This is a genomic window from Candidatus Hydrogenedentota bacterium, assembly GCA_035416745.1.
Taxonomy (GTDB): Bacteria; Hydrogenedentota; Hydrogenedentia; order Hydrogenedentales; family SLHB01; genus UBA2224.
Map to the genome: position 1 here is coordinate 1 of DAOLNV010000065.1, position 2,572 is coordinate 2,572.

The following is a 2,572-nucleotide window of genomic DNA, read 5'->3' on the forward strand; positions in this document are numbered from 1 at the left end:
TTACTCCCGAAACGGATCCTGCCTCGCAACTCGAGCTTGGGGCGGACATCGCGCGCAGCTTCCGGAACCCGTCCATGCTCGAGCGCGCCTTGCGCACTTCGAGCTATACGGAATTCCTGGCGTTGTTGAAGAGTGCGAGTGGAGAAGAATAACGTTGGCGTCAGGATCATCGGTCCTGCTTTGGATGGCTTCCTGAGATGGGGGAGAAACACAATGCTTATTGGAGTACCAAAGGAAATCAAGGCAGATGAACGCCGCGTGGCCATCGTCCCCTCGGGCGTGGCGGCCTTCCGTAAACATAGTCACCGCGTCATGGTAGAAAAGGGCGCCGGACTCGGCAGCGGCATTTCCGATGAGGCGTATGCCGCCGCCGGCGCCGAAATCGTCGCCGAACCCAAAGACATCTGGGCACGCGCGGAGATGATCGTCAAGGTAAAAGAGCCCATCGGCGACGAACTCGAGTGGATGTGGTCCGGACAGATTATCTACACCTACCTCCATCTCGCCTCGAACGAAGCGCTCACCCACAAGATGCTCGAGAAAGAGGTTATCGGCGTTGCTTACGAGACCGTGCAGTTGCCCGATGCGTCGCTGCCCTTGTTGGCGCCCATGAGCGAAGTCGCCGGACGCCTCGCCGCCCAGATCGGCGCGCACTGCCTCGAAGCGAGTTCCCGGGGGATGGGCATCCTCCTCGGGGGCGTATCCGGCGTCAAACCGGCCAACGTCACCATCCTCGGGGCGGGGGTCGCGGGCACCAACGCCTGCCACCTCTGCGTCAGCATGGGCGCACACGTCACGGTTCTCGACATCAATCCTTCCCGGCTTCGCTACCTCTACGACATCATGGCATCGCGCGTCACGACCGTCATGTCCAACACCGCGAATCTGGCCGATGAAGTGGCCTGCGCCGACCTCGTCATCGGCGCGGTCCTGATCCCCGGCGCGCGGACCCCGAGACTCATTACTGATGACTTGGTAAGCCAGATGAGGCCCGGCTCGGCCTTCGTAGACATTGCCATCGACCAGGGGGGATGCAGCGACACATCGCGCCCCACCACGCATCACGACCCAACCTATGTGGTGCACGATGTCGTGCACTACTGCGTGAGCAACATGCCTGGCGCGGTCCCGCGAACGTCCACTTACGCATTGACCAACGTCACCCTCGGCTACGGTCTTGCCATCGCCAAACAGGGGATCGACGCGGCTATCGAAGCGGATCCCGCCGTGAAGAAGGGCGTCAATACGTACAAGGGCAAACTGACTTGCAAAGCCGTTGCCGATGCGTTCGGCATGCAACATAGCGAGATCTGACGTGAGCGTTCCTGAATTGCGGCGGGATATGGAGTACCTGACCGGGGTGTTGCCCCATCGCGGTTCGAACACCAGAAGCGAACGGTCCGCCGCCGAATACCTCGCCCAGCGGTTCAAGCAGTTCACGCTCGATGTCGAGATTGACGACTTTCACAGCATCGACAGCGAGTGGCTCCTCTATGCCTCGTACTACGCCGAATTCACCTTGGTAGCCATCCTGGCGGTCTGGTGGCCGTATATCGCCTTCGGCTACGGGCTCACCGTCTTCCTGTGCTACCTTGCCGAGTTCACGGGCTACCGCGTTCTCGGGCGTCTACTGCCCCAATACGAGTCCCAGAACGTCATCTGCCGTTTCATCGCGCCGAAACCCCGCCGCCTGTTCATCGTGACCGCCCACTACGACTCGCCGAAAAACAGTGCCTTTCAGGATACACGGGTGCAGCCCTGGCTCCGCTCCGTGCACCTCTTGCTCGTATTGTGCATGGTCGTCGTCGTGGTATCGTGCGTCGTGCAAGGTCTCGGCATACTTGACTCACTCGATTTCGCCTACGAAGTGGCCATCCGATGGACGGCCGTCGGCTGCCTTCTCGGAGTGGCCGCCTTTCTCGCGTTCTCTGAACTCACCTCTGATTACGGCCGCGGTGCATGGGACAACGCCTCCGGCGCCAGCGTCCTCGTCGAGCTGGCGCGCCGCTTCCAAGTCAGCGGGCTCAGTCAGGCGGACCTGTGGCTCGTCGCCACCGGCAGCAAGGAAGCGGGGCTCAACGGCATGCGCCATTTCATGAGTACCCACAAGCTCGACCGCGCGAACACGTTCTTTCTCAATCTCGACGCTGTCGGCGCGGCAAACCTCCACTATATTACCGCGGAAGGGCTGCTCTCGACCTTCGGCAGCTCGAAAACCATGCTTTCGGCCGCGGAATCCGCCGCGAAGCAGATTAACGCCGCCCCCTCATTTCATCGTGAACTGCCCTCAGATGCCCTAATCCCGCTCGCGCGCGGATTTCATGCGCTCACGCTCACCTCGTCTTACGAGAATCCGCCCGACGATCGGCTGCTGTCGGACGACACACACCTCGATGTCCGCGACGACGCTCTTCTCGCCGCCTCCGCTTTTGCGGAGGACATCCTCCGGCGTCTGGACCGCGAACTTGGCGCGGAGCAGTAGTCTCTTGTTTGGCTGCCCCGAAACACTCGCCCACAACCCCCGGTGTCGTGCCCTATAGCCTCGCCAGAGTGCACGCGCGGGATTCATTCA

General features: G+C 61.4%; 2 protein-coding genes. Both read left to right on the forward strand.

Annotated features, from left to right (window positions below; genetic code table 11):
* Window positions 1–213: 213 nt before the first annotated feature.
* Window positions 214–1,314, forward strand: a complete 1,101-nt coding sequence (gene ald / locus PLJ71_16735) for an alanine dehydrogenase (protein ID HQM50336.1) — start codon at window positions 214–216, stop codon at window positions 1,312–1,314.
* 1 nt (window position 1,315) lies between these two features.
* A complete protein-coding gene (locus PLJ71_16740) occupies window positions 1,316–2,482 on the forward strand; it encodes a M28 family peptidase (GenBank protein HQM50337.1) in 1,167 nt (388 codons plus the stop codon).
* Window positions 2,483–2,572: the final 90 nt, after the last annotated feature.